The 26,471-nt window shown below is 43.5% G+C and carries 24 protein-coding genes and 3 pseudogenes; 10 read left to right on the top strand and 17 right to left on the bottom strand.

What is annotated here, in order from left to right:
* A partial coding sequence (locus tag MICAI_RS18920) for a hypothetical protein (protein WP_039900516.1) occupies positions 1-787 on the bottom strand: 787 nt, incomplete at its 3' end.
* A 54-nt stretch (positions 788-841) separates the two neighbouring features.
* On the opposite strand from MICAI_RS18920, the gene MICAI_RS18915 reads away from it, so the two are divergent.
* Positions 842-1,054: a hypothetical protein gene (locus MICAI_RS18915; RefSeq protein WP_002762577.1), complete on the top strand. Its 213-nt coding sequence runs from the start codon at positions 842-844 to the stop codon at positions 1,052-1,054.
* Positions 1,051-1,465: pseudogene (locus MICAI_RS18910) on the top strand (type II toxin-antitoxin system VapC family toxin). The gene MICAI_RS18915 and the pseudogene MICAI_RS18910 overlap by 4 nt, the downstream one beginning before the upstream one ends.
* Positions 1,466-1,477: 12 nt before the next feature.
* Here the strand turns inward: MICAI_RS18910 and MICAI_RS18905 are convergent.
* Positions 1,478-1,861: a hypothetical protein gene (locus MICAI_RS18905; RefSeq protein WP_002762579.1), complete on the bottom strand. Its 384-nt coding sequence runs from the start codon at positions 1,859-1,861 to the stop codon at positions 1,478-1,480.
* A 324-nt stretch (positions 1,862-2,185) separates the two neighbouring features.
* Between MICAI_RS18905 and MICAI_RS18900 the strand changes: the two genes are divergently transcribed.
* On the top strand, positions 2,186-2,617 hold the full coding sequence (locus tag MICAI_RS18900; RefSeq protein ID WP_008205969.1) for an acyl-CoA thioesterase: 432 nt from the start codon (positions 2,186-2,188) through the stop codon (positions 2,615-2,617).
* 194 nt (positions 2,618-2,811) lie between these two features.
* On the opposite strand, the gene devC is transcribed toward MICAI_RS18900, so the two are convergent.
* Positions 2,812-3,975 carry an ABC transporter permease DevC gene (gene devC / locus MICAI_RS18895; protein WP_008205967.1) on the bottom strand — a complete coding sequence of 388 codons (1,164 nt, stop codon included), beginning with the start codon at positions 3,973-3,975 and terminating at the stop codon, positions 2,812-2,814.
* A gap of 16 nt (positions 3,976-3,991) precedes the next feature.
* Positions 3,992-5,299, bottom strand: a complete 1,308-nt coding sequence (locus tag MICAI_RS18890) for an ABC exporter membrane fusion protein (protein WP_008205965.1) — start codon at positions 5,297-5,299, stop codon at positions 3,992-3,994.
* A gap of 247 nt (positions 5,300-5,546) precedes the next feature.
* On the opposite strand from MICAI_RS18890, the gene MICAI_RS18885 reads away from it, so the two are divergent.
* The 3 genes and pseudogenes from MICAI_RS18885 to MICAI_RS24470 all read left to right on the top strand — a co-directional run.
* Entirely contained in the window at positions 5,547-6,599 is a 1,053-nt protein-coding gene (locus tag MICAI_RS18885; protein WP_039900514.1) for a DUF1702 family protein, read from the top strand.
* A gap of 51 nt (positions 6,600-6,650) precedes the next feature.
* Positions 6,651-8,549, top strand: a complete 1,899-nt coding sequence (locus tag MICAI_RS18880) for a CRTAC1 family protein (protein ID WP_008205961.1) — start codon at positions 6,651-6,653, stop codon at positions 8,547-8,549.
* Between the two features lie 140 nt (positions 8,550-8,689).
* Positions 8,690-8,803: pseudogene (locus MICAI_RS24470) on the top strand (winged helix-turn-helix transcriptional regulator); the annotation flags it as partial.
* A 22-nt stretch (positions 8,804-8,825) separates the two neighbouring features.
* Here MICAI_RS24470 and MICAI_RS18875 read toward each other — a convergent pair.
* From MICAI_RS18875 to MICAI_RS26065, 6 genes and pseudogenes are all read right to left on the bottom strand, one after another.
* On the bottom strand, positions 8,826-9,320 hold the full coding sequence (locus tag MICAI_RS18875) for a hypothetical protein (protein ID WP_008205958.1): 495 nt from the start codon (positions 9,318-9,320) through the stop codon (positions 8,826-8,828).
* Positions 9,321-9,367: 47 nt separating this feature from the next.
* Positions 9,368-11,029: a purple acid phosphatase family protein gene (locus MICAI_RS18870; protein WP_008205956.1), complete on the bottom strand. Its 1,662-nt coding sequence runs from the start codon at positions 11,027-11,029 to the stop codon at positions 9,368-9,370.
* Between the two features lie 76 nt (positions 11,030-11,105).
* Positions 11,106-12,848 (bottom strand): ABC transporter ATP-binding protein, encoded by a 1,743-nt coding sequence (locus MICAI_RS18865; RefSeq protein WP_008205954.1) that lies wholly within the window; start codon positions 12,846-12,848, stop codon positions 11,106-11,108.
* A 195-nt stretch (positions 12,849-13,043) separates the two neighbouring features.
* Positions 13,044-13,314 (bottom strand): annotated as a pseudogene (locus tag MICAI_RS18860) (aminotransferase class V-fold PLP-dependent enzyme); the annotation flags it as partial.
* A 120-nt stretch (positions 13,315-13,434) separates the two neighbouring features.
* Positions 13,435-14,004, bottom strand: a complete 570-nt coding sequence (locus MICAI_RS18855; protein WP_008205949.1) for an REP-associated tyrosine transposase — start codon at positions 14,002-14,004, stop codon at positions 13,435-13,437.
* A gap of 67 nt (positions 14,005-14,071) precedes the next feature.
* Complete coding sequence (locus MICAI_RS26065; protein ID WP_157221770.1) at positions 14,072-14,605, bottom strand: hypothetical protein; 534 nt, start codon at positions 14,603-14,605, stop codon at positions 14,072-14,074.
* Positions 14,606-14,629: 24 nt separating this feature from the next.
* Between MICAI_RS26065 and MICAI_RS18845 the strand changes: the two genes are divergently transcribed.
* The gene (locus MICAI_RS18845) at positions 14,630-15,757 is read left to right on the top strand and encodes a PEP-CTERM sorting domain-containing protein (protein ID WP_157221769.1); all 1,128 of its coding nucleotides are present in this window, start codon (positions 14,630-14,632) and stop codon (positions 15,755-15,757) included.
* Between the two features lie 119 nt (positions 15,758-15,876).
* The gene (locus tag MICAI_RS18840) at positions 15,877-18,099 is read left to right on the top strand and encodes a tetratricopeptide repeat-containing sulfotransferase family protein (protein ID WP_008205945.1); all 2,223 of its coding nucleotides are present in this window, start codon (positions 15,877-15,879) and stop codon (positions 18,097-18,099) included.
* Positions 18,100-18,416: 317 nt separating this feature from the next.
* Here MICAI_RS18840 and MICAI_RS18835 read toward each other — a convergent pair whose 3' ends face one another.
* From MICAI_RS18835 to MICAI_RS18810, 6 genes are all read right to left on the bottom strand, one after another.
* Positions 18,417-18,617, bottom strand: a complete 201-nt coding sequence (locus MICAI_RS18835) for a type II toxin-antitoxin system RelE family toxin (RefSeq protein ID WP_008205943.1) — start codon at positions 18,615-18,617, stop codon at positions 18,417-18,419.
* Complete coding sequence (locus MICAI_RS18830; protein WP_002759713.1) at positions 18,601-18,882, bottom strand: hypothetical protein; 282 nt, start codon at positions 18,880-18,882, stop codon at positions 18,601-18,603. The genes MICAI_RS18835 and MICAI_RS18830 overlap by 17 nt, the downstream gene beginning before the upstream one ends.
* A 348-nt stretch (positions 18,883-19,230) precedes the next feature.
* On the bottom strand, positions 19,231-20,475 hold the full coding sequence (locus MICAI_RS18825) for a M23 family metallopeptidase (protein ID WP_002800997.1): 1,245 nt from the start codon (positions 20,473-20,475) through the stop codon (positions 19,231-19,233).
* 45 nt (positions 20,476-20,520) lie between these two features.
* Positions 20,521-21,234 carry a biotin--[acetyl-CoA-carboxylase] ligase gene (locus MICAI_RS18820; protein WP_008205939.1) on the bottom strand — a complete coding sequence of 238 codons (714 nt, stop codon included), beginning with the start codon at positions 21,232-21,234 and terminating at the stop codon, positions 20,521-20,523.
* Positions 21,235-21,670: 436 nt separating this feature from the next.
* On the bottom strand, positions 21,671-22,315 hold the full coding sequence (locus tag MICAI_RS18815) for a histidine phosphatase family protein (RefSeq protein ID WP_008205937.1): 645 nt from the start codon (positions 22,313-22,315) through the stop codon (positions 21,671-21,673).
* A gap of 49 nt (positions 22,316-22,364) precedes the next feature.
* Positions 22,365-23,003 carry a histidine phosphatase family protein gene (locus MICAI_RS18810; RefSeq protein WP_008205934.1) on the bottom strand — a complete coding sequence of 213 codons (639 nt, stop codon included), beginning with the start codon at positions 23,001-23,003 and terminating at the stop codon, positions 22,365-22,367.
* 320 nt (positions 23,004-23,323) lie between these two features.
* On the opposite strand from MICAI_RS18810, the gene ndk reads away from it, so the two are divergent.
* Positions 23,324-23,773, top strand: a complete 450-nt coding sequence (gene ndk, locus MICAI_RS18805; RefSeq protein ID WP_008205931.1) for a nucleoside-diphosphate kinase — start codon at positions 23,324-23,326, stop codon at positions 23,771-23,773.
* A gap of 302 nt (positions 23,774-24,075) precedes the next feature.
* A complete protein-coding gene (locus MICAI_RS18800; RefSeq protein ID WP_039900517.1) occupies positions 24,076-25,449 on the top strand; it encodes a DICT sensory domain-containing protein in 1,374 nt (457 codons plus the stop codon).
* 2 nt (positions 25,450-25,451) lie between these two features.
* Here the strand turns inward: MICAI_RS18800 and hpnH are convergent, their stop codons facing one another.
* Positions 25,452-26,468 carry an adenosyl-hopene transferase HpnH gene (gene hpnH / locus MICAI_RS18795; RefSeq protein ID WP_008205928.1) on the bottom strand — a complete coding sequence of 339 codons (1,017 nt, stop codon included), beginning with the start codon at positions 26,466-26,468 and terminating at the stop codon, positions 25,452-25,454.
* Positions 26,469-26,471: the final 3 nt, after the last annotated feature.

The raw sequence follows: 26,471 nt of genomic DNA, 5'->3' as shown, positions 1-26,471 counted from the left end.
CCAAAATGATATGTTTTTGGTTAGTTAATTTAGCTCCTTCTTCGAGAGCCATTTCTTCTATGGTGCTTAAAAAAGGCATTTTGTTTTCCTCCTCGTATTGACTGAGTTTTGTTTTAAAGTTAAGTTGAAGTTGCGGGGGTAAGGTCATCATTTTATCAATGAATTTCCCTAGATTGATAATCTCAAACTTGGTTAATCCCCTTTGATATAAACCTCTGACTAAGTTCCACTTCCATTGTTCACGCTCCCTGAGATTATTAGTCGTAGCCTTAGTTTTTAGGTGTGCCATGACTATTATAGCCCAAATATTCTCACTTTGTTCTAAGTCTTCCCATTGATAATCCAATAATTTGACCATTAAAAAATCGACTCTCACTTGACTTCCCCCTAACCCATATTGATAAAAATCAGGTCGCCAAGACCTACTTTCATCCCCTAAAATAGCTAAACTAATAACAGGTTTATGGTACAAATCAAAGGCTCGATAATTATAAATAAACATTCGTTGAGGGAATTTTAGATCATATTGACTTTGGACTTCAATATGAATTAAAAGCCAGATTTCCTGATTATCTAATAACCAAACTTTCAATAATTTATCAGCATAGCGTTGCTCAGTTTCCGCAGCTGCCGTAATTTGTTCTAATTCTTTATCAAGGGAAATAGGGGTTTGATTCCAGTCAATTTCTTGATAAATATTGGGATAAAAGAAGCTTAAAAACTCTGCCAAATAAGTGCTAATCGCTTCTTTCCATGTTTTGTCGTAATTAGCTGTCACCTCAGCCATGCCTTTCCCACCTAATTGCTATATAATAAATAATATCCTAATCTTTTAAAAACAATGGACAATTCTAACCCTACTCCTATCCCCTGCGAAAATAGTGATACTTCTTCCTTAGAAACCGCTAACCACAAACCCTTTTGGAAAGCTATTGTGGAAATTGGTGAAAAAGTTCCCATTGAAGAGTGGAACAAATTACCTAAAGATTTTGCTCGCAATTTTGAACATTATATGTATGGCGCACCCAGAGACGAGGATTACGAAGACGAATGAGAAAGATTTTTTTAGATACTGCTTATCTTCAAGCACTGGTTGACACTCGTGATAGTTTACATCAATCTTCTGTAGCTATTACCGACGAGTTTAGATATATTTCTATCTGTTACTAGCGAAATGGTGTTAACTGAACTACTCAATGCCTTATCTGGAAGGGGTGGGTATTTAAGGGATGCTGCCCTAGATATTGTGGATAAATTACACCAAGACTCATCAGTAGAAATTATCCCTCAAACCTCTCAGTTATTTACCGAAGCATTGCTATTTTATCGCCAAAGACGAGATAAAAGCTATAGCTTAACAGATTGTGCTTCGATGTTGATTATGAGACAACAAAATATCTCCGATGTTTTAACTTGTGATCGCCATTTTCAACAAGAAGGATTTAAGGCACTACTGAGAAATTAGGAGGTAAAATAATTAATTGACTTTTTGAGCTACTTCTGCTAAACAATCAAAGTGACGACCATATTTAACAATAATCGTCATCGATCCTCGATAATCAATTAACCCTGTCATAACGGCTTTAACTGCACCAATTTCTTGATTAACAAATCGTTCCCAATTCTCTCTAGTCGCTGAAAAAATCGGTAAAGATTCATCCATTTCCTCAATCAGTTCTAAACTAACAATCTGACCCTGATCATCCCATTCTGAACAAACAGAAACTCCCTGATGATCACTAAACCAAAGAATTACTTTTCCCAATTTAGTGAACTTTTTACCTAAGTTTTCTTGTTCGTTCCATGTCGTTTGATAGGCAGACCACCATTCTTGAGAAAAACGAGTTAACGGTTGATTCATGAGGTATAATCAGAAAATAAAAAACTTGTGTTTAGTTTACCATTATCAGGATAACCTATGATCATCTTAAAATTCCTACTTTATGCCCCTCAGGGTAAGCGCATCTTAACAATCCTTGACAAAATGAACTTTATATGGTTTGCCTACCCAGAGCGCGGTTCAGACATATTTGAGTAGAATTTGCCATCGCAGTTGAGAGCATAACTATTCTGATTGACTGGTATGATTGCAAATGTGTAGAGGACAAGCAGCTGACAAAATTGGTCAATTGTCAATAGCGTTCTTTTAAAACCGTTGTTAATCTCGAAAAATCGCTAAATAATCATGATGAAAGCCTACGAATATCATCACATTGTCAGTTTTCAAGAAACTAACTTAGTCGGTAATGTTTATTATGCCAATTATGTGCAATGGCAAGGTCGTTGTCGAGAAATGTTTCTCAAAGATAATGCCCCAGATATTATCACAGAATTATGCCAAGGATTAGCCTTAGTAACGGTTCGAGTATCCTGTGAGTATCTGTCCGAATTATTTGCCTTTGATCATGTTATTATTCGGATGCGTTTAGGAGAGATTAAACAAAACCGAATTACCATGTTATTTGAATATTGGCGAGTGACTGATGAAGGTGAAGAATTAGTGGCAAAAGGGGAACAACAGACGGCCTGTATGCGACGAGAGGATGGTGAAACCAGACCCACTCCAATTCCCGCTCAACTGAAATTAGCTTTAGAGAAATATCACATCGCGAGCTAAAGGATAATTCTAGGAATGTGAGATAAAAATAACCGATAAAAAATGACTCTCCTAGACTGGTTATAGACAATTAGTGGTTTAAATGAGCTTAACCCGAAACTTCCGTAGCTTTCATTTATCCCAGTATGAGCCGACTCCTGTTGAGGCGGCTTGCCTAGATGACCACAGTACCCGTAAACCTTTTCAAACATCCTCTAAAAAATATCGGCAGGATCGGCATATTGGAGCTTATTAATAGCCGTGGCTCCAGCAATCAAGGACATGAGCAAGGTTAAGCCAAAGACGAATATTGCTCTAGTAGGGGTCATTTCAATGGGAAGTAAAGTAGATTTTTGGGTAAAATAATACTGAATCATCCCTAATAAAAAGCCAGGAATATAACCCAATACTGCAATAATCAGAGCTTGCTGCAAGACAAGCCACAGAAGATAACGATTGTGATATCCCATTGCTTTTAGAGTTGCATATTCTGCTAAGTGTTCTGTAACATTGGTATAAAGAATTTGATAAACAACCACAATCCCCACCACTAATCCTAAAAATACCCCCAAATTAAAAATAAAACCAATAGCTGTACTGGTTGCCCAATAATTTTTTTCAAAGTTAATAAACTCTTGCTTGCTTAATATTTTGACATCTTTCGGCAAATATTTCTTTAACTTTTTGAGTAAGGATTGCCGATCAATATCTGGTTGAAACTTAATTAAGCCAATATCAATGAACCGAGATGAACGATTCTGAAATATTCTTAAAAAGTTAGGGTAGCTCATTAATAAGTTACCATCTGAACCAAAAGATGTACCTAATTCAAAGAGACCAACCACTTCTATTTTTCGATTATTACCAGAATTTCCCACCTCGGTAATAATAGTTTTACCCTTCTGGAAATCTTCGGCAATATTTCCAAACTCACTACGAGAATTTTGGTCAAATAAGGTGGTATATTTTAGCTTTAATTTTTGCCAATTTTCTTTGATTCCCACTGCCTTAAATGCTTGATATCTTAAATCAATTCCAATTACAAAAATATTACGCCAATAGTTTTTTGTATCAGGATTTTTCCATTGAGCATAGCCTACATAGATTGGACTGACTAATTCCACTTCATTAAAGGATAAGGTTTGTAATAGTCTTCGCTCACTAAAACTTTCCATGGCAATTAAGGATGTAGAACGAGGACTAATCAGGAAAGCATCACCTTCTAAACTATTATGTAAATGAACAGCACTCTCAAATAAAGCATCTCGAATTCCCAACTGCATAAAAATAATTACAGTCGAAAAAATAATACCAGACAGTGCAACAATTAAACGAGTTTTTTTATGAGCTAATTGTAACCAAGCGGTGGGAATATTCATCTTATGAATGACTTATTTAGTTAGGGTGAATGATAACATTAACTTTTAAGTTAGTTAACCGATTAACTTTAGCACTAGAGAGATGATCTAAGCTAATTTTTACCTCTACGACTCTAGCATCTGTATCGACAACAGGATCGGTTCCTAAAACATCTTGTCGTCCCACTTTCCAACCTATTTCTTCCACGGTTCCCTTTAAATCTCCGAGCATTTTATCAGTTTTTATCGTTACAGATTGACCTAATTTAACTCGACTAATATCGGTTTCATACACTTCTGATGTCACATACATTTTTTGAATGTTTCCCAAATCTAAAATCCCTTCATTTTTCACTAATTCTCCAGGGAAAGTATGAATTTTTAAAATTCTTCCTGCATGGGGCGCACGCACATAGGATAATTCTAATTCTGCCTGAGCGCGTTCTACATTAGCCTTAGCTGTCATTACTTCATCTTGAGCAATTTGAAGATCAACAGGACGAATTTCCGTCACTGCACTTAGCATAGCTTGGTTTTCTTGAATTTGTTGTTCTAAAGTCTTAAGAGTTCGTTGTAGATTGGCTCTAGCTTCCTGAATTTTTTGTTCTAAAGTATTCGTAATGCGTTGCAAGTTAGCCTCAGCTTCTTGGAGTCTTTTTTCTGTAGTTGTCGCCTCTAAACAAAATCGCTCTTTTTCCCCTTGAGAAACTGCACCATTACGGTATAAAGATTGATAACGTTGACAATCTGTGAGAGAATTATTCAATTCTGCTTTAATTCTTTCAACGGTAGCTTTTTGTCCTAGTTTTTCCCCTTCAAGTTCCGATTCCAAACTAGAGATCGCTGCTTTTTGCCTCATTATTTGTCCCTCTAATTCCGCTTTGCTTTGACGCATACGGGAATCTTGAGCCATAATTTCGCCTTTTTTTGCCCCTTCTCTCACTTTTTCGAGTTTAGATGCTGCTAAACCCAGATTTGCTTGAGCTTGTTTCAGGGCTGCTCGCAAACGGGCATTATTATCTAAAATAGCAATAATTTCGCCTTTTTCAACTTTTTCTCCCTGTTTTACCAGTATTTTATCCACTCTACTTCCTTCCAAAAAGGCAGTGGCTGATATTTGAGTAATTCCACCTTGGGGTTCAAGATAACCAAGGGCAGCAACAGCTTCGGGAGTATCAGGAGAAACCGTCGGGGAAATCGATAACTGGGAAGCTTTCAAGGATGATTCTGGTCTAAAATAGACGATAATAACGGTTGTTCCCAAGCTAAATCCCATAAAAGCTCCTAAAAGACCCCAAAACCAATATTTTAAAGAATGGGAATTTTGAAGGCGAAAGTTAGCCATGGTTGTTGACAGGGATAAGGATTCATCGGCCTAAAATTGATTAATTCTTAAGATTACAGTGTTTCTGCTCAGGATGAAGTGTAACCTAATTTTATCGACTGGCTCGCCAAAACGACCACTTCGTACCTCATTATTAAGATAACTGCTATAATATCAAATCAATTTTGTTTAAGGTAACATGAGGTCATATCTTAGACCTCCCATCAAGGGTTGTCAACTTTGTCAACTTTGTCAACTTTTTTTAACAATGGCATCTAATTTCTCAGGCACACCCTTCGAGCATCCTGCTGTCAATTTTGATCACAAATTTTCTCCTAGGCAGGTAAATCGTTTTCCACAACGATTGTTGCTCCTTTCACCCCAAGCGGCAACCTTTAATCAGCGTGGATTCATCTGTGATCCGCAAAGCGGCGGCCTGGCTGTTCAGCCTCAAAAACAGATATATTTGGAAACGATCGGGCAAACTTTTATCTATGGCTATAATGCAGCAATTATGGCTCATTCTCTCACGGACTTGTTTCCTCTTCTTGAAGGTGTCACGCTCAATCTGAGAGGATTTGCTTATGAAGGGGCAGCGATGGCTTTATCTTTGCTAGATTGTTTAACCCTGAGGAAGCGCAATCGCTTTGAGCATTTTTTAGCAAACGAGGGGAAAAAGCATATTTACATGGCCTATGTAGGGAAAGGATGGCAATTAGCCCGTATTCCCTTTTCTTTGCGCTTTTATCTCCAAAAATTAGCAGATTCTGCCCAACATTTTCCAGATTCTCTATTAGGTTGGTTAGCCCTTGACGGCTATGGATTTCATCAGGGATACTTTGCCTGGCCTAAGTATATCCGAGAGAGAAAGTCTCCTCAAGAATTATCGGGTTATGCGCGTCTTGTCTTTGCTCAAGGGTTAGGGCGCAGTCTTTGGTTTGTGAAAGGGGCAAATATTCCCGAAATTGCCGATCAGATCCAAAAATTCGACCCGCTGCTTCAACCCCATTTATGGAGTGGGATCGGCTTGGCTTGCACTTACGCGGGGGGAGTTTCTCCCGAAGAAATTCAACATCTAAAACAGCTGGCTGAACCTTATAGGGCAGAATTAGCCCAGGGAGCAGCTTTTGCGGCAAAAGCACGTTTACTAGCCGAAAACTGTTCGGAAAATACCGAAATAGCCTGTCAAATTTTGTGTGGAATGGCTATTACTGAAACAGCCAAGATCACTGATGATACCCTCATTGGCTTAGATTACCACGACCAAATCCCTGCCTATGAACAATGGCGACAAGCCATCCAAAGTCATTTTCGCACTTAATCCCCTAAACTATCTTAAGCTTAGATTGAATGTAGTTACTTCTTTGAAACCATGAATCGTTTGGAAAAATTCATCCGACGCCATAGCAAGTCTATCTTGGCATTGGGGCTAATTTTAGTCTTATTCTTTGTTTCCCGTCTCCCCGCCCTATCAATGGCCGAAAGAGATGCGATCGCTTCTCGCTTTGCCTTTACTCGTTTTCCCTTACCCGAATTAGAAAATCAACCCTATCAAGTAGAAAGACCGACAAATCCCAGTTTAAGCCGTCATTCGGCCTGGATTTCGGCAGTTGGGGCGGCAGTTGCCCTGGGGGATCTCGATGGAGATGGCTTGGATAATGATCTCTGTCATGTAGAAACCCAAAGCAATCAGGTGATTATCTCCCCTGTTCCGGGTACGGGCAATCGTTATCAGCCCTTCACCCTGAATGTCACCGATTTTGACTATAACGACCAAACCATGGCCCCGATGGGATGTATTCCCAGTGATCTCAATGAAGATGGACTCAGGGATTTATTGGTGTATTATTGGGGACGAACACCGATCGCTTTTATCAAGCAAGATCAAGGTTATCTCCAGCAGCAAATCAGCCAAAAAAGGGAAAAATGGTACACCAATGCGGCAACCTTCTCGGATTTAGATGGGGACGGACACCCAGACTTAATCATTGGCAATTACTTCCCAGATAATGCCGAGATTTTGGATATAAATTCTCAGAAAATCGAAAAAATGCAAGATTCGATGACCCGTGCTTATAATGGCGGTAAAAATCGAGTTTTCTTGTGGTCCGATGCCTCTACCACTGGAGTGACTTATCAGGAAGTCCAAGATGCTTTTGAGGAGAAAATTGCTCATGGTTGGACATTGGCCGTCGGAACAGCCGATTTAGACGGGGATTTATTGCCAGAGATTTATTTTGCCAATGATTTCGGACCCGATCGCCTCTTACATAATCGTTCTACCAGAGGACATCTCCAATTTGCCTTACTGGAAGGGCAAAAAGGGTTAACGACACCTAATTCTAAGGTACTCGGTCATGATGGCTTTAAGGGAATGGGGGTAGATTTCGGGGATATTAACCATGATGGACTCTTAGACATCTATGTGAGTAATATTGCTTCGGAATACGCCCTAGAGGAAAGTCATTTTCTCTTTACCAGTACGGGAGAAACGGAGAAAATGTCCCGAGGAATCGCCCCTTATGTCGATAAAAGCGAACCCTTGGGAGTCTCTCGTAGTGGCTGGAGTTGGGAAACAAAATTCGGCGATTTTGATAATGATGGGGAGTTAGAAGCGTTGCAAGCTACGGGATTTCGTAAGGGTGACATCAATCGTTGGCCGGAATTACATGAGTTAGCCATGAGTAATGATCAAGTCCTGAAAATCCCCAATAGTTGGTTTCATTTCCAAGATGGAGACGATTTAAGTGGTCATCAACATAATCCCTTTTTTGTGCGGGGTAAAGATGGACGTTACTATGATTTGGCATCGCAATTAAGCTTAGATGATCCCTCTGTCACCAGAGGAATTGCCACCGCCGATGTGGATGGAGATGGGGATTTAGACTTTGTAGTAGCAAATCAGTGGGAAACCTCTTATTTTTATCGTAATGATAGTCCAAATATCAGTCAATCTCTGGAATTAGAGCTTTTAACCCCTGCGCTCTCCCCTAATGCTTCTTCAGAAAAAGGGAAAATGGGTATCCCCGCAATTGGCGCAGCGGTTAAGGTGTCTCTACCTGATGGCAATCACCTGGTGGCGCAGGTAGATGGGGGCAATGGTCATTCTGGTGTGAGAAGTCCAGTATTACACTTTGGTTTAGGCAAAATTGACCCTAATACCGCTTTACCCGTTGACATTCAATGGCGTAACCACAAGGGAGAAATTAAGCAAACCCAGTTATTATTAACGTCGGGTAAACAGACAATTTTGCTAGAGGAATCGGTTTAAAATCATTCTGTAAAGGGCGTAAGGTTTGCGCCCTTATCGTTCACCGTCTAAAATTAATCTGTTGAGTATAGGCTACATATCAGGAGAGGCAAAAGCGGCAATAGATAATCAGTCTTTAATAACCGGATTTAGGATTAGATGGACTGATTCACCGAAAAGTTTATCCAGAAATGCCTGCTAAAGTTGCATATTCTTTAACCGCTTTCGGAGAAAGCCTGAAACCGATTATTCTGCAAATGCGCCGCACCAATTAGGAATTGAGAAAAATACCAGACTTTAAGGTTTTAAATTTCCTTCTCGAATAAACCAAGTAATTGTGGCACTGGTAAAAGCAGTGATAGCGACAATAGCTATTTGTTTCCAGTTTTTAAATTCCCCAACTTTCTCGATTAAATCGGGAATTTTTTGGGTTAATACTGCTTGGGATTGAATTGTTCCTTCAATTTTAGCCGTGATAATTTTCACTTCCGTGATTTCTTTGTGTAGATTAATAAATTGCTTGTTATTTTCTTCTCTCAGGGTTTCTATTTGTTGGCGATTATCTTCCTTTAGCGTATCAATTTGCTCGCAGGTTTCTTCTCGCAGGGAACTTATTTGCTCGCGGTTTTCTTCTCGCAGGGAAGTTATTTGCTCGCGAGTTTCTTCTCGCAGGGAAGTTATTTGCTCGCGGTTTTCCTCTCGCAGGGAAATCATCTGCTCGCGGTTTTCCTGTCGCATTGCCGAGAGTAAGTCTTTCAATTCTTGAATATCATTGCTAGTAACAGTAGTCATAGAATTAACCCCAAGAGAATCTATTTAACCGGCACTCTTTGATTTTATTATATTTCACCTACGCTAAAAAGGTCAAATTCATCAAATTTAATTACCTCGGAGTCAGGATAACGAGTATCAAAACGATAACTGCTCACGGTTCCTTTTTCTGTATCTAAAATGCTAAAAACCGTTACATCATTACTGGCAATATAGGGTAAAGGTTGATTAACCCAATCCACTAGAGGGGCAATATTCGGGATAATTGGTGGTAATCCATTGGGATTACCGATAGCCGCATAATTTCTATCGAGAGGTACAGGACGTTTTTTATCACCTAAATAAGCACCATAACTATTACCAACGTTAGAAGATTCGAGAAAATTCATCCCGTTAGGACTAAGAAAACGATTCCATAAATGAGAATGACCATAAAAAACCAAATTAACCTTGGCTGATTCTAATAAGGGAATTAGATCACGAATAATATAATCATTTTCTTGGGGATAATCATAACGTACTGATCTAACTTTTCCCGTGGTATCCCGTTCAATTTTCGGCACGGGATCGGTGTAGGGTGGCACGATATTTCCTCCTAGGGTATGGGGAGGATGATGAAACATAACTACCTTATATTTAGCCTCTTGAAATTCTCGACTATTTAACTCTTTTTCTAACCATTGATATTGAGGACTACCCTGAGCAATTGGCTCAAAAATATGCTGACCGTAACCCCAGAGTTCTGGTCTATCTAAATCTCTTTGATTTTCGTAATATCTTCCCCTTGTACTGGGTTCTAAATTGGGATTTCTCCAGATATTAGTAACATATAAAACCACTAAACGAATATCACCAAAGGTCAGAGAATAATATTTATTTTGAGGCAAAGAAAAAATTTCTTCGTAGGTTTCTGTGTTAAAAGCATTATTTTTTAACCATTTTTCATTAATTGCTGCTGTGTCCTCTGCTAGTTGTTTAGCAATAAACTGAGGAATAGCATCTTCAAACTGTTCATTTAAACCTCTGGAATTAGAAATTCTGCCCATAACTTCATGATTACCAATAGCAGGAAATAAGGGGGCATTTTGAATAATTTCTCCCCCTTTATAAAGAGTCTGAATACCATTCTTGGTAAGAGTATAATTAGCACGACCTTGTAAACAGGGAAAGAATGCCCCACCGCGACTATCATCAAACCATTCGGAAGCTCGATCGGGTATATTAACTAAATCTCCCGCTAAAAAAACTGCATCTACCTGTCCAATAGTTTCGCTAACTTTTTGTAAATTAGCGGCAGTCATAGGCATTAATTGATGATCGGAAGTGAGCAGAATTTTGAGATTAGTTCCTTTTTTGGGTCTTGGGGTAAGGGTATAAATATCACTTCTAATCGCTTTATTTTCCTGAAAACTGGTGACTTGATAGGGAATCCTTTCCCCTGGATTTAAATCAGTAATTTCGGCCTGATGTCGCCAGATTTCTCGCTCGCTTAAAGATTGATAAGCTTCAAGGGTTCTCGATTTGGCATCTTCTCTAACTCTAGTTAATTTGCTAGTACGAGCGAGGGACATTTTCTCTAGTTTTTCCCCGTAGCGCACCTGATGACCAGTGCCAAAAAATTCCGTAAACCAAATCACTTGTATTGATGTTTCGGTGGGTAATTGTAAAAAAGGTTCGGTTAAAAGTTGATCCTTGTTCATTGTCGCTAAAAGATAACTGCTGTACTGCATTTAAACAGTTCTAAGGAGTAATTGAGATAGTCCAGAACTTAACTGGTAATAATTAGCAGATTCCCTATTTTATCGGCTAATGTAAAACCTTAGACTCTAACTGCTGCTGTTGCCAGAGATTTTGATAGACTCCGGGGACTGCGATTAACTCCTCGTGGGTTCCCATCTGGACAATTTCTCCGCGATCCATGACAAAAATGCGATCGGCAGTGGCAGCGGCCGATAATTGATGGGAGATAAAAATCACGGTTTTTTGGCTTTCTTGGCTGAGATTTTCCAAAATAGCCGTGGCCGTTTGATTATCGACGCTAGATAGAGCATCATCGAGGATTAAAATTGGCGCTTGGATGGCTAAAGCACGCGCTAAAGAGACCCGTTGACGTTGACCCCCGGAAAGAGTAATCCCACGTTCTCCCACTAAAGTGCTGTATTTTTGCGGGAAATTCTCGATTTCCTCCTCAATTCTCGCTTGTTTGGCTGCCGATTTCACTGCCAGAAAATTCAGCAGCGGATCGCCGTAACGGATATTATCTTCGATGCTGGTACTAAATAAAAAACTTTCTTGGGGAACATAAGCGATCGCTTTTCGCAGCTCTTCCAGGGCAATTTGAGTGACATCTTGATGATCAATAAATAACTGTCCCTCGGCAATATCTAAAAGACGGGGAATAGCGTTAGCAAGGGTAGATTTTCCCGATCCGATCGCACCGACGACCGCTACCGTTTCCCCCGGATTAATGGTAAAAGAAAGATATTTTAAGGCGGGTTCCTTAGCATCAGGATAGAAAAAAGTCAAGGCTTTGGCGGTAATTTTTCCTTGAATATTTTTTAAGTGAATACAATCGGCATTGTCTTTAATTTTAGCCTCAGCTAACAGGATAGCTTCCAGGCGATCAACACTCACTTCTCCCTGTTGGTAGGCCGTAATAGTGAAACCTAATAAAGTAGTAGGAAAAACTAATCTTTCGGCCAAAATTAACAGAGCAATAAAGTCACCAATCGTGATATTACCCGCTATAATTTGTCTAGTACCGAGGGAAAGCAAGGCCAATAAACTCACATAGGCTAAAGCTTCGACCAGGGGAAAAAGAAAATTACGAGTCTGGGCTAAATCTAAATTAGCCTTTAATAATTCGCCATTTCTTTGTTTAAATGCTAGGCGCTCGTTAGCTTCTTGGGCATAGATTTTAATCAGAGTAATACCACTCATATCCTCTTGAATTAAATCGCTCAGATGCGAGAGTTTTTCCTGTACTTTTTGCTGTTGCTGCTGCAGACGACCACTAAATAACTGCACGGCAATTAACATCAAAGGATAGACAGAAATAGCGGCGACTGAAAGGGGAATATGAATCGCTAACATTACGGGTAAAGTTAACCCATAGGCAAAAAAAGTATTAGCCAAACTGAGCAAAGCAAAACCCAGCAGACGACGCACATTATCCACATCGCTAGTGGCACGGTTAATTAAATCTCCTGAAGTTTGCCGAGAAAAGTAGGCTGGTTCAAGGGTTAATAAATGCTGAAAGATTTTTTGTTTAAGATCGAACTCTACCTGACGACCGATCCCGAATAATAACACTCTGGAAATCATGCGGATAAACCACATAATCGAGGCTAAAGCGACAATTAAAATCACATAATAAATGATTTTTGGAAAGTCAAGAGATTTACTCAAATCATCGATGCTATCCCGGATTAAAAGCGGTATGTAAACACCCAAAAGATTAACAATAAGCAAAGCAACTACCCCCCCAGTTACCATTTGCCAATGGGGACGTAGATAATTTGCTAGTTTTTTAATGCGAGAATAAGCCATATTCAGTAATCAGTTATCAGTAATCAGTTATCAGTAATCAGTTATCAGTAATCAGTTATCAGTAATCAGTTATCAGTTATCAGTTATCAGTTATCAGTTATCAGTTATCAGTTATCAGTTAGAACAGGAAAAAGGGGGAATAGCCACCCAAGAATTTTTATTTTTTCTCCTTGTCCTGATTTAGCCTCGGTTTAAGATTAGAACCAGCCTTGGGCGGTTTACCGGGAGGCTTATCAATTTTAGCTTGATAGCCGTGCCGCCAGAAGTTAAGATAATCTGGGTCTGGATTGGCATTAATTAACCCTGCTACCTGTTCTCTAGCCATTTCGATGACTGTTGCCGTATCCTGTCCCCAAGTGTGTAAACTGGAGGGATTGCCCCAATGATGCCGGAGAATAGTGGCAACCCGCTCGATTACTTGGGGATGAGTGGGGGTAGTGGCACTATAGTCAAGATAAATTTGCATTATTTTACAATCTGAGAAATGAGAGCCAAGACAGGCAGCTATTCTCAGTTTAGCGGCTTAAGAGATTAGAAAGCGGGTTTCTTGAAGAAACCCGCTTTCTTTAAGAAAGGGGGTTTCTACCTACTCATCTAACAACAGCCCCTTTAACTCTGGAGAGATGACATCTATATCCATCATCATAAATGAACGACAAGCAGCCATCGAGCCTAAAATCGCGACAATAATTTCCAGATTGGGTAGTGTTCCTTCTCGCCATCCCACATATTCGCGAAAACTGGAGAATTCCCATTCCTGTGGCTGACTTACCAAACCCGCTTTCACTGGATTACAATGAATATACCTCGACAAATTTAATAAATACTCTGTATCATTTACTAGAATTGCCTGAAACCGCCCTTGAAACAATGAGCCAACTCGCCCATATCGCCGATTTATGGCTTTGGTATAAGACAGGGAAAAGGCTTGCATTGCCGCAGAAAGCTCGGCTTTTTTCAGCTGTATTAGCAGGTGATAGTGGTTGGGCATCAAGCAATAGGCAATAACATCTAACGTTTCTAGCAGATATTTACGCACCAATCGCAGAAAAAAAAGATAATTTTCTCGCTCAAAGAAGATATCTTGACGGTTATTGCCGCGATTATAGATATGGTAGTATTGTCCTGGTTGAAAGATATTCTGACGATAGGGCATATTTATCTTATCTCTAGAAAACAGCTTTCTCTGGCTTACTATTCTAAGCTAAGAGAAACCCGCTTTCTTAAAGAAAGCGGGTTTCTTGATGAGAAAGCGGGTTTCTGAGTTGATGATGAGAAACCCGCTTTCTGGGTTGATGATGAGAAAGCGGAGAAAGCGGGTTTCTTGATGAGAAAGCGGGTTTCTGAGTTGATGATGAGAAAGCGGAGAAAGCGGGTTTCTTGATGAGAAAGCGGGTTTCTGAGTTGATGATGAGAAAGCGGAGAAAGCGGGTTTCTGAGTTGATGATGAGAAACCCGCTTTCTGAGTTGATGATGAGAAAGCGGAGAAAGCGGGTTTCTTGATGAGAAACCCGCTTTCTGAGTTGATGATGAGAAACCCGCTTTCTGGGTTGATGATGAGAAAGCGGGTTTCTGAGTTGATGATGAGAAACCCGCTTTCTGAGTTGATGATGAGAAAGCGGAGAAAGCGGGTTTCTGAGTTGATGATGAGAAACCCGCTTTCTGAGTTGATGAGAAACCCGCTTTCTGAGTTGATGATGAGAAACCCGCTTTCTTAAAGAAACCCGCTTTCTAAAGATTTTATTAAAATGTATCACAAGATACAGTTCGGGGGGGGGGAGATGGTAGTTTCGGAAGCGAGCTTTACGCTCATGCGCCGCCGTGCTTTGAGCAAACTAAGAAGACTGCGGTCACAAACAAATTTATCTTCATCACAAAGTCCGGATGAAACAATCATGAATACAAAACTAAAAAATAGCGCCTTCGACAAGCTGAAACTGGCTCCCATCGCCCTAGCGGCGGGTGCAGGCATGATGCTGGCCGCTGCTGCCCCCGCACAAGCGGCAGTGGTCAGTCTGTCCCAGACAGTGACCCAGGGGGGGGTTGTATATTCTAGTATCGAGAACAGCTCTGTCGCGAGTCCCCTTATCAAGCTTCCCGGTGCAACGGGAAGCAGCGCCTATGGCATAGGTTCTGCGGAGATTGTCGGCGGGCGAGGCGATGCCTTTGACGATTTCGGTGGCATCACCGTCAACGGAGCAGCCTTCAATCAGCCCAATGCCAAGGTGGATCTGACCACCACTGGGGCGGGAACCTTCCTCAACACCATCAGCCCCGTCAGCATCGGCGGCATCAACACCAGCCTGGACTACTTTATGAGTGCTGACAGCCCCACTCTGCGGGTGTTTGGTACCTTCACCAACACCACCGCCAATCTCCTCTCGGCGGCGATCGCCTATGGCGGTGACTTGGGTTGTGATAGTAATTGTAGGATTGAGGACAGCAGCACGGGAGACAACGCCTTCCAGTCGGCCCTCGACCGTTGGTTCATTACCTCTGATGGTCCAAGTGATGTCGATCCCTTTCTAACTTTCGTGCGTTTCGGTCCGGGAGGGCAACTTGCCTCTTCCACGCCGGCGGTACCGAGTGAGGGCTTTGATGGTAATGTAGATCAATTTGCGGATATCTGGACTTTGAGCCTTGCCCCTGGAGAGACTAAGAGCCTGATGTGGTTCGTTAACTTTAACAATAGTTTGGCCGAAGCCCAGGCAGGTACTCCGGTTTTCGATGACTTGAGTACTTTGGGAGCCGCTGGCTTGCTGGCGGGTTTGTCGCCCACCCAGATTGAGGAGACTGCCAACTGGAAGCAGCAACCAGTTGCTACTACTCCCGAACCTTCCAGCCTCATAGGATTGGGAAGTTTACTAGGTTTTGGGTTGTTGTCTAAGATCAAACGAAGAAACCCTTAAAGAAAACGGGTTTCTTAAAGAAACCCGTTTTCTTTAGAAACCCGTTTTCTTTAAGAAAGCGGGTTTCTGGGTTGTTGATGAGAAACCCGTTTTCTGGCTTATGCTATAACCATACTACTATGCGCTCTAAATCTACAAAAACAACTGGTATAACCATTGAAACTGGATTCGATCGCCTGCGGACAGGTCGCCTTCAGGAAGCGGCGGCGATCGCAGATCAACTCCTCAGCAGTAATCCCAACCATCACGGTGCGCTCAACTTATCGGGATTGATTGCCCTCAACCAAGGAGAAAAAGAACAAGCCGTCCGACTATTACAGAGAGCAGTAAAACTCAACCCCAGCGAACCGATTTACCAGTGCAACCTAGGCGCCGCTTACCGCCAGAGTCACCGCTATAACGAAGCAATTTCCGCCTGTCAAAAAGCGCTCAAACTGCGTCCCAACTACCCCAATGCCCTAACTACCCTTGCCAGTACCTACTTTGCCTCGGAGCAGTACCAGGAGGCGCTGACAACCTACGAACAAGCGATCGCGATCGCCCCAGAACAGGCTCTACTCCACGCCTACCGAGCCGATGCCTTGCGGGAATTAGGGCGGGTTCGTGCGGCGATCGAGGCTTACGAACAAGCTCTCCATCTTTCTCCCGACTTACCTCACGCCATGGGCAATTTTGGACTAACTTTATTGGCAGTCGGGCAACCGGAACGCGCCCTAGAATATTGCCGCCGGGCTACCGAATCTGAAGCGAAAAATAGTCAAGCTTGGATGAATTTGGGAACCGTCTTCCGCACCTTGGGACAGTTGGAAGCGGCCATGGATGCCTATGGCAAAGCTTACGATCTCAATCCCGATTCTGCCATGCTCTGCACCCTGATCGGTCAGATTTGGCAGGAAGTCAGCGAATTGCCACAGGCTCTCACTTGGTACGATAAAGCCCTAGCAATTGAACCAGAGCGCCTTGATAGTCGCTGTGCCTTCGCCGAGGCGATTCTCGATTTAGGGGATAGCGCCACCGCCATCACTCGCTACCAAGAAATTATCGAGCAGCATTCCGACTATGGCGAGGCCTATTCAGGACTCAGCCAAGCTCTCTGGGAAGATGGCGACGCAGAAGAGGCGGTGGCTATGGCCTATCGAGCAGTAGAACTCAAGCCCGAAAATGCCAGCTTGCGGGCGCATCTAGCCAGCATTCTCGCCTCTGCTGGGGATGTGGAAAGCGCCAACGCCGCCAACCGCGAGGCCCTGGCCGTCAATCCTAACTGTATTCCCGCCCTGGTCAATTTAGCCCAGAATTTGCGGGGAAAACTGCCGCCAGAGGATGCTCAACAGATGGAGACATTACTCGAAGCCAAGTGGGCCAGAGAAGGCACACAGTCGGCGCTTCATTTTGGACTCGCCCACTACTACGACGGTTGTAAGAACTACGCCCAGGCCGCCACCCATGCGATCGCCGCCAACAAACTACACACCGCCTACAAGCAGGAGCGAGGTTGGGATTACAATCCCGATGATTATGCCCAATATATCGACCAATTAATCGCTCACTTCACCCCCGAATTTTTCCAGCGCACTCAGGGGATGGGCAATCCCTCCACCGCCCCCGTTTTCATCGTCGGGATGCCCCGCAGCGGCACGACTTTGACGGAGCAGATTCTCGCCAGCCATCCCCAAGTATTTGGGGCCGGTGAGCGCAACTTTGCCGGTAATTGCTTTAACAGCCTACCGGCACTGATGGGGCATCCCGGCAGTACAACCGTCTGGGACTGCCTCCAGCAGCTTGGTCAACCCCAGATTCTTCACCTGGCCGATTGGCATCTGGCACAGTTAGAACAACTGCTTACCAAAGCAGGGATAAAGAGGGAGAATGTCTGGAGAATTGTCGATAAAATGCCCGACAATTACAGCCTTTTGGGCTGGATTGTTACTGCTTTTCCCAATGCCAAGATTATCCATTGTCGCCGCGATGTGCGGGATGTGGCGGTTTCCTGTTGGATGACTCAGTTTAAGTCTATTCGCTGGGCGTTCGACTTAACTCATATTGCCGAACGCATTCAGCAATATTGGCGGATTATGGAACATTGGCGGCGTGTTTTGCCAGTTCCCATGTTGGAAATTGACTATGAGGAAACGGTTGACCAGCAAACGGCGCAAACGGTTCGGCTCTTGGATTTTATCGGATTAGAATGGGATGATGCTTGTATGCAGTTCCATAAAACCGATCGCTTAGTGCGTACTGCCAGTGTTACTCAAGTAAGGCAACCGATATACAAGCGATCGGTAGAGCGGTGGCGGAGTTATGAAGATGCCCTACAACCTCTGCTCGAAAGGTTAACCATCTAAGCTACAGCGTTTCCCATAACTGCGAAATGTTTAGGCATCAAATGGGGTTCAAATACCCGAAATAACCGCCTAGTAGGGTTCTCAGTCCAAAATTGGGAGCTTCAAAAACCTTGCATTACCATTTTTATAGAACACAAATTAGTACAAAAAAGAGGACAACAAAGCCTGAAACTCCTGCCTCCTGACTGATACTAAATCCAGTTATTAAAAACTGATTATTTATTCTCCGTTTTGCCGTTCGGCAAAAGCTCACGGCCGAAGCCTTTTGCATGAGTAGAAAACGGGTTTCTCCGAGAAACCCGTTTTCTGTGCGTTACTCAGTCTCCAACCCGGAAGCGATACTTCCCAGCAAATTCTCCCTTTAATGCTTTAATTTGAGGGTGATTTTTCGGTGTTTCTTGAAGGAGTTTTAAACACTTAGCAATCTTCTTTTTTAAGATTGGATCCGCTTCAGAATAAACTTTATTTGCTTTAGCTGTCAAACGGACTTTATAAGTTATTTCAGCTTTCCCAATCAATGAGGCAACCTGATTGTAAATCCATTTCAGCTTCTTTCAAATGTTCCATAATATTCGGGATTGCTCTAATTTCTTGCGTTGCCTTTTCACTTTCTTTATCTGACAAATAAGCGGCAAATTCTAGAATCATCTTTAAATTTTCTACTGATAGGGTTTGTAAATATTGTTGAATCTTTTGCTGCATTAAATCGACCTGTACTAATGTTTCAGAATCTAAAAAATCTTCTGGAGTCGAGGGATTTACTTCAACGTCAGTTAGAGTCATATTTAATCAAGTGCTTCTCTCAAGTTTATTATTTGTATCTTAGCGTGTATCCCGTCTCCCGTCTCCTGACGACCGACTCCTTAGGGACTTGCGTGGGAATAATATCCCAATTGATCGGAGGGCGCAAGCTTTGCGCCCCTACAGTAACGGATTTTGTCCACAATGTAGGGGCGAACTGCGTTCGCCCAAAAGGTACATTATCAAAGCGCAAGTCCCTTACCCCACAGTTAACTTTATTTTTGTCCAACTACTTAATACTGCGAATGTATGAAAACGCATCAATTGGGCAAAAGCTCAACGATGCGTTTTTAAGCTCCAAAAACCGCTATATTTGTAACCCAAAACAAATTAATTCTGATTAGGGTCAGTGGCTGCGGCCATTTGCATTCTCTGCACCAGATTATCGAGGGCTAATTCTAGATGTAAACCGGCATCTACGGCGGTCCAACCCTGTTCGGTTAGGTGTCGCCATTCAAAGTGTAGGTGCGGACCGGTAGAAAGTCCCGTACTACCCACACGACCGATAACCGCGCCCTGTTCCACCCATTCTCCCGGTTTGACAGTAATTTCCGAAAGGTGGGCATAACGAGATTCTTGACTACCATCGAGGTGACGTAAAATCACCGTTAATCCGTAACCTCCCAACCAGTCGGCGGTGGCCACTTCCCCTGCGTAGGCGGCTAATACAGGTGTTCCCATCGGTGCGCCTAAATCAGTACCCGCGTGCATGGCCCGATTCCCGCTGACCGGATGATTTCGCCACCCGAAAACCGAGGTAATTTGGGCGGGAAGGGCGAGGGGAAAGAGTAAATCCGTGCGTTGAGTTGGGTTAGAATCCGTGGGACTTAAACGGGTGGCCCGCTCATAGGTGGTTGCTTCGCTGATTGCTTCCACTTCTGCGCGAGTCACTGGGGCCAAAGCCAATTTTACGCCATTCCATTCCGGGGGATTGAGAGCTACCACCTGACTGGGAATCACCGTGGGGGCAGCCAGACGTACCGGGGCGCTAGAAGCCACGAGAGTGGGGGCATAACGACCCAGGGAATTATTAGCGATAACCGGCTGATTTCGGGGCTGCCGTCCTACTCGCACGGCTGGATTAGGATTGAGACGCACCCGGGCCAGATTAACCGGGGGTAAGGGTTTGGCCACAGTGCTGACCGGCTGACGACGGGAAGACCGGGCCGCCAGATTACAGCTACCTCCTACCAGTTGACCATTTTGGGCGATGGTTTGGCAACCACTGCGGCGCTCGGTGACAACAACGGAACTGGGGGGGTTAAAGTTTCTGGTATCGATAAAATTATTTTTACCGCCGGCCCGGGGGGCAAGGGTAGGCATATCGGTTTGATGGTTTTCGGGGATAGCCAGACGGGGGGCAGGATTAGTATTTTCTTTGATAACGGGGGCTTTCAGAGTCGGGGCGGCATTTTCCACTACCGGGGTTTCGCTGCCAGTTTCGGAATTAGCGATCGCATTGGGAGCAAGAGTGAGCAGACCGCTGATTACTAAACCGAGACCACTGCATAAACTCAGCTTCTTTTTTAAGGATTTTCCGAGAAAAAGTTTCAATATCACCGATGAAGGATACATAGGGCGGCCTCACTTCTCACAGTTTAGTCAAAAAAATATTTAGACTCAATTATAGCCGAGACTGACCCTACCAGCCGGTATATAGATTTCGCTACTGGCATTGTCCGAGGTGAGTTTAACTTTTAGTTCCCCTCGATCGCTTACCCCGGTTATTATGCCCTGATAGCCCTCGAAAGCTATCTTTTGACCAAAATTGGCAAAAAGTTCTAAATAGGAGGCTAATAGGGCTTTTATGCCGTGATGACAGTAATATTCATAGCCGTATAGGATAGCATCGCTGGTGAGAGAGGTTAACTGAGCGATCGAGGTGATTTTATTGCCAGTAAAAGCCTGTAAATTAATACCGGTGGGGGGGACAGGATTAGCCCAATTGAGGCCCACTCCGATGACTGCTTGCGGGATTTTTTGACCCTGAATACGGGTTTCTAGGTTAATTCCCCCTAGTTTGCGCCCTAGTAATACTAAATCATTCGGCCATTTGATTTTAACAGGTATTTCTTGACAATTGAGGTGATAAGCGATGCCCCAAACTGTAGCGAGAACGAGATGGGCAGATTTATCCACCTCTAAATCCAGATTTAAAGCTAAAGATAAATATAATCCTCCCGGTTCAGAAATCCACTCCCGTCCCCATTGTCCCCTCCCGGCACTTTGTTGACTAGCAGTCACCACAAAAGGCGGATTTTCCCCCGACTCTAATAATTGCCAAGCTTTAGTATTAGTGGAAGGTAATAGCTCAAAGTGATGGATTTTGGGCATAAATGGGGAGTGGGGAGTATTTTCAGTGTTGCCAAAGGCACGGCGTAGCCGTCCAGTAAACAGTAATCAGTGACCTGATACTAAATCCGTTGAGTATAGGCTACATATCAGGACAGGCAAAAGGCAAGAGGCAAAAGGCAAAAGAGGGAATAGATAATCAGTTTTTAATAACCAGATTGAGTATGAAAACTGACATCTGATCACTGATAACTGAATCACTGATAACTGATCACTGATAACTGATCACTGACCAAAAGCTTGGATTGAATGATCAAGTGGGAAGTAATGCTAAATCCGTTGAGTATAGGCTACATATCAGGACAGGCAAAAGGCAAGAGGCAAAAGGCAAAAGAGGGAATAGATAATCAGTTTTTAATAACCGGATTGAGTATCAAAACTGACATCTGATAACTGATAACTGATCACTGATAACTGATTAGGTGCAAGGAAGAGAACGCAGGTACTCACTGAGGTGGGAACGTAAACCGATGCCATGGAAAAGCGGGCCACGACTGCCTAATTCAACAATACTGACAGCGGCCACGGGCATTTCAAATCGATCGCGATAACGGCCCACATCAATACCCATCAGACTACAGAGCATGATCCGGATGGTGGCCTTGTGGGAAACGATCAAGATATTGCCATCACTGTGGGTGTGTTCAATTTCCTCCAAAACGGCCGCGGAACGACGGGCTATATCGATACCCCTTTCCCCGTTGGGGGGAGCATTCCAAGCAGGATCCGTCAACCAGCGCACATAGAGATCATGATATTGACGATCGATATCGTTGGGGTGCATACCTTCCCAAAGACCATAACCGATCTCTTGTAATCCCTGGCGGATTTCTAATTTCAGTCCCACCGCTTCACAGAGGGGTTTAGCGGTTTGAATAGCTCTTTGTAGGGGACTGACGTAGGCTGCGCGCCAAGGTAAAGAACGATAGACATCGGCGAATTCCTGCGCCATTTCGATGCCTTCGGCAGTCAAACCGGGGTCATTTTCTGGAGTACCACAGTATCCTCCCGTTTTGCTATAGGCCGTTTGTCCGTGTCGTAGAAAATATAACATCAAGCACATAGTTTTTCAGCAGACCAAATCCGGGGCTTCCCTTGTTACTGTTGACTGGTTAGGTTCCCGCTCGCGAGCGCAGGTCATTGCGGAGGTGAGAGCGATCGCCCATAACTTGAAAGAGGGGACCGTGTTCGGCTAATTCGACGATCGTCAGCGAGGCCACAGGCATGGCAATTCGATCGCGATAACGGCCGATATCAATGCCTAAAAGAGAACATAACATGATTCGGATCGTTGCTTTATGGGAAACGATCAAAATATGGCCATCATCGTGATTATGGTCGATTTCCTCTAATACCTCCGAACTGCGACGAGCGATATCGATGCCTTTTTCGCCTCCTGTGGGAGAATTCCAGCCCGGATCTGCTAACCAGCGCACATAATCATCATGAAACTCCCGATTAACCTCGGCTGCGGTTTTTCCCTCCCATTGGCCGTAGGCAATCTCTTTTAACCCTTCCCGTTTCTGGATGGGAATACCTAAGAGTTCGCTTAAAGGGGTGGCTGTGGCCATGGTGCGTTTGAGGGGACTAGAATAGATGCCTGTCCAAGGCACATCTCGATAGGCAAGGGCGAAATCCTTGGCCATTTCATAGCCTGCCGGGGTTAGTTGCAAGTCTAATCGACCGCAAAAACTACCCGCTTGACTGGCTGTGGTTTCGCCATGACGCAAAAAGTAAAGTTTTAGACTCATCTTTTGGGTGCATCTCACATTTGTGACTCATTTCCACTTATACTGATAAGCAGAAGTTATTAAAAGAGGGCGAAGGCAATTCGCCACCACAATCATCCTTTTTACCTTTTGTTTCCAGGTAACTCTCTAAATTACCACTATATTTAGGGTTTACTAAAAAAGTTTTTCCAGGGTGTGGGGAGAAAAAACGAAAACTTTCTATCTCAGTCGGACAGCAAGCTAACTCAGCAATTGAAGCGAAAATTCTACCATTCTCTAGGATGCCATTCCGGGTTAATCTGGGTTTCGGGACAATTTATGACTAAATTTTAAGAGGCAGTATGGAACGCACTTTCTTAATGATTAAACCCGACGGTGTACAGCGCAATCTGGTGGGGGAAATTATTCAACGCTTTGAAGCTAAAGGTTTTACGCTGGTTGGGTTGAAAATGATGCAGGTTTCTAGCGAATTAGCGGAAAAACACTACGCTGTTCATAAAGAAAGACCCTTTTTCCCTTCTTTAGTCGATTTTATTACTTCCTCCCCCGTGGTGGCCATGGTTTGGCAAGGAGAAGGAGTAATTGCCTCCGCTAGAAAAATTATTGGCGCCACTAATCCCCTCAATGCTGAACCTGGTACGATTCGCGGTGATTTTGGTATTAGTGTCGGACGCAATCTTATCCATGGGTCCGATGGTCCAGATACTGCCAAAGATGAAGTTAGTCTCTGGTTTAGCGATGCAGAATTGGCTAATTGGACTCCCGCAATCACTCCCTGGGTGGTAGAATAAATCCCTTTGAGGCAGTCAGGAGCCGGTCGTCAGGAGACAGGAGATGGCTTTTATTTTGGGGTTGGCTGAAAAAATCTAAAAACCTTGTTGGGTAAGACTTTTAGACTTTTTGTTAATCAAAAAGTACTAGGCATGGGAGTGATCAGGGGGAAAATTCAGGTACTTTTTCCCTGAAAATTAGGTAATTGGCCACCTCAAAACCGGTAAAACCCCACACCCCCCCTACCCCCACCGAAAAACTTTTTCAGCATACCCTATTTATTCTCCTCTCTCCCCACACTCAACCCCTCATCTTGCGACTTATGACCGTAGAATCCAGCTTACAACAGTTAAAAAGAGCTTCATCGGGACGATTACCCAGCAGTTACGGGGTCTATTTTAAGAATACCCTGGTCGCCCTCTGTCATGCTCTTGAAGATCATATCTTGCAAACTAGCAGCCCTGATAGTACAAATAAACCACTGGTCTTAGTCACCTTTCAACAGGGAAAATGGTATTTACAGGAAGCTGATCGCTATTTAGATATGGCTCGCTCTTCTCGTCATATTGCGATCGCCGCCGTGGCCGATAGTGGTTTTTCTGAGCATAAAACCGGCAGTTTAGAGAATGTTTCGCTAGTGAACTTAGATAATAGCGATAGTTTGGTTAATGAGTGGAATTTAATCATTCTTTCCCCCGATTACGCATCCATGGTACTCTGTCATGAGTTATCCCCGGAAGAATACCGGTCCGATAGTCAACCCCAAATAGACACGGAGCGAAAATTCTACGGTTTATGGACATTCGATCGCGATTTAGTCGAAAAAGCCGCTAGGATCTTAATTGAGCGTCTGCATCCCTATAATCCCAGTCTAGCGGCCGATTTAAGCAGACAACAAGAGGAAATTAGTCAAAATATTAATCCCATTCCCACGGATTTAACGGGAGTAGTCTCTCGCATTGTCACCTATCTGCAAACCAGTCAACAGCAGTTAGTCACCGTCAGCAGACAAGCGCGAGAATTAAGCGACTTAGAAGGACAAGCATCCCGTTTAAATAAAAATTTGGCCGCTAATAAACTGCAAGCTTTTCTCAGAATGGCTCAAAAAGTCGATGAAAGAGATATTGATAATCCCCTCGCTTCCCTACAGGTGGCCGCTTTAGCGGAAATGTTGGGACAATTGCTCGATTTACCCACCCTAAGATTACGACGCTTACGATTAGCCGGTTTATTATACCGCATCGGTCTAGCGGAGGCTCCGATCGAAGTTTTTAGACAGCGTGCCAGTCAGTTAGAGGGAGCAAATGCGTTATTTTGGCGGGATCGATCGGTGTTAGGCGCACAATTACTCGCCACTATGCCCGAATTAGCCCCAATTCAACAGATTATTTACCATGAGTTTGAATACTGGGATGGTAGCGGGGTTCCCAACGGCTTAAAAGGGGAAGAAATCAGCCTAGAGTCGCGAATTTTAGGATTATCAGCCTATTTTCAGGAATTAACTCAACCGCGAGGCGACCGACTAGCTCTAGATTTAGGAGAGGCCCTAGAGCGCTGTCAAAATTATAGCGGGATTCGTTTTGATCCCGCTTTGGTAGAAAAATTAAGTTCGGTAATTCGTCTGTGCGAAATGGGGTGGATGCAATTACCCGATCGCCCTAGTCAAGTCCCCGCCGTCTGGTTAGAATCAGTTTAGGATTAGACTCCGATTAAACTCTGCATGGCACGTCCCATATTAGCCGGTTTAAAAGCTGCCATGGCCGCGGTCGGTTCATAGCCGCAATGTACCATACAATCGGCACATTGAGGATTGCCACTGGCCCGACCGTAGTTATCCCAATTGGTTTCTTCTAAAAGTTCCCGAAAGCTTTTGTAATGTCCTTCGTTGAGCAGATAACAGGGTTTTTGCCATCCTAAAAGACTATAGCTAGGACTACCCCAAGGGGTGCATTCATAGTCCTGTTCACCGATGAGAAAATCGAGAAAGAGAGGATTATGGTTAAAATTCCACTTTTTCTGACCTGATTTCCAGGGTGAGAGAATTTCTCGGAATAAAGCTCTGGTTTGCTCCCGTTTCAAGAAACTATCTTGATCCGGGGCCCACTCATAACTATAACCCGGGGAAATCATCATGCCATCGATACCCAAAGTAGCGAGAAAATCAAAAAATTCCTGCATTTCTCGCGCATCTGTGCCTTCAAAAACCGTGGTATTAGTAGTAACCCGAAAACCTCTCGCTTTCGCTGCTTTAATCCCTTGTACTGCCTTATCGAATACTCCCTCTCGATCCACACAGCGATCGTGATGTTCTTTGAGACCATCCAGATGGACACTAAAGGTAAGATAGGGTGAAGGAGTAAATTTATCTAGGCTTTTCTCCAATAACAGGGCATTGGTGCAGAGATAGACAAATTTTTTTCTGTCCACTAACCCCTTGACAATTTCATCGATTTGTGGGTGTAAAAGCGGCTCGCCCCCGGGGATGGAAACCACGGGAACCCCGCATTCTTCCACCGCTGCGAAACATTCTGCTGGGGTAAGATGATTGCGGAGGATTTCCGGGGGATGTTGAATCTTCCCGCAGCCAGTACAGGCTAAATTACAGCGAAATAGGGGTTCTAGCATTAAAACTAAGGGAAAACGCTTTTTTCCTGCTAGACGCTGTTTCAAGATATAGGAAGCAACCACTAAAGCTTGTTGTAGTTGGACAGCCATTTG

The organism is Microcystis sp. T1-4 (assembly GCF_000297435.1).
Taxonomy (GTDB): domain Bacteria; phylum Cyanobacteriota; class Cyanobacteriia; order Cyanobacteriales; family Microcystaceae; genus Microcystis.
The sequence above is the reverse complement of the archived record's forward strand: the minus strand, read 5'-3'. Positions and strand labels throughout refer to the sequence as shown.